Origin of the sequence: Kitasatospora putterlickiae (genome assembly GCF_039527695.1) — a bacterium.
In the GTDB taxonomy this organism is placed as follows: domain Bacteria; phylum Actinomycetota; class Actinomycetes; order Streptomycetales; family Streptomycetaceae; genus Kitasatospora; species Kitasatospora putterlickiae.
Genome location: NZ_BAAAKJ010000290.1, coordinates 1 through 1639 on the forward strand (window position 1 = coordinate 1; position 1639 = coordinate 1639).

Annotated in this window: 1 protein-coding gene; it reads left to right on the forward strand. The window is 72.7% G+C overall.

Going from position 1 to position 1639, the window contains the following annotated elements:
- The first annotated feature begins 663 nt into the window (after positions 1–663).
- A complete protein-coding gene (locus ABD308_RS28215; protein WP_344340347.1) occupies positions 664–1572 on the forward strand; it encodes an alkaline phosphatase family protein in 909 nt (302 codons plus the stop codon).
- Positions 1573–1639: the final 67 nt, after the last annotated feature.

Here is a 1639-nt window from a genome sequence, read left to right on the forward strand (position 1 = left end):
CCGACGGCGTCGGGCGCCAGCCCGGCCGAGGCGAGCGCCCGCCGGATCAGATCCAGCAGTTCCGCCTCCGTCGCCGAACCGCGCACGCCCACCCCGACGACGAGCGGGCGCGCGCCCTCGCGGCCGCCGGCGTCACCCGAACCGCCCAACGCGCCGGATCCGCTCCCGCCCGAACCGTTCCCGTCCGGCCTTCTCACGCCGCGCTCACGCCCCGCTCACGTCCCGTTTCTCCACGCCACCCGCCCGACACCTGTGTGAGGCCGCGCCCCGACCGCCCGTGGTCGGCACCCGCCCCGGGCGGCCGAAACCCGCCGCCGCCCGCTGGTCCCCCGTCGGCCGGAACGCCCAGGTCAGGCCGATTCCGGGTGCCGAGGACCGCCGAAATCCCACCACGCCCGTGATGAACGGGTCAATCGCGACAGCCGCGACCCGCGTCCGGCGGCGGTTCTCGGCCACCGATCGCTGTTCGCCCGTTCTTCATGTGCCCGCCGAGGTCGGCGCCACCGCGCCGCTCCTACTGTTTGCGGCGCTCCGAAACCACCGGTCCACCGGCCGGCGGTCCTCTCCCATTCGGCACTTCCCGCGCGGCCGGGCCGCCTCCCCGACCCGGCCGCCCCCCGACGCACGGAGGACACCATGCCCGAAACCCCGGAGACTGTTGACATGAGCGCCACGACCCCCGTCGCCGGGGGCGCCGCCCCGCGCCGCCCCCGCCGCACCCTCACCGCCTCCGCCGCCGGCCTCGGCCTGATCGCCGGCTCGCTCGGCCTCTGGGCCGCCACCGGCACCACCGCCCGGGCCGCCGCCCTGCCGACCCCCGACCACGTGGTCGTGGTCGTCATGGAGAACCACGCCTACACCCAGGTGATCGGCTCCTCCAGCGCGCCGTACATCAACAACACGCTGAAGGCCGGCGGCGCCACCCTCACCCAGTCCTTCGGGCTCACCCACCCCAGCGAGCCCAACTACTACCAGCTGTTCTCCGGCTCCAACCAGGGCCGCACCGACGACAGCTGCGTGCCGGTCGGCTCGATCAACAAGCCGAACCTCGCCTCCGAGCTGATCGCCGCCGGCAAGACCTGGGCCAGCTACAACGAGGGCCTGCCGAGCCAGGGCTCGACCACCTGTTCCAGCGGCAAGTACGCGCAGAAGCACAACCCGTGGTTCGGCTTCGGCAACGTGCCGACCAGCACCGCGCTCACCATGACGCAGTTCCCGACGAACTTCGCCACCCTGCCGAAGGTCTCCTTCGTCGTCCCGGACCTGTGCAACGACATGCACGACTGCTCGGTCTCCACCGGCGACACCTGGATCCAGAACAAGCTGGGCGCCTACGCCACCTGGGCCAAGAACAACAACAGCGTCCTCGTGGTCACCTTCGACGAGGACAACCGGCTCTCCGGCAACCGCATCCCCACCGTGTTCTACGGCGCCCACGTCACCCCGGGCTCCACCACCGCCACCACCTACAACCACTACAACGTGCTGCGCACGCTGGAGGACCTCGCGGGCCTGACCACCCACGCGGGCAACGCCGCCACCGCCGCCACCATCACCGGCATCTGGAACTGACGCCCGTGTACGTCGCGGACTCCCGCAGCTCCAAGGCCCCCGTCGCCCCGGCCGCCACCCGGCCGGG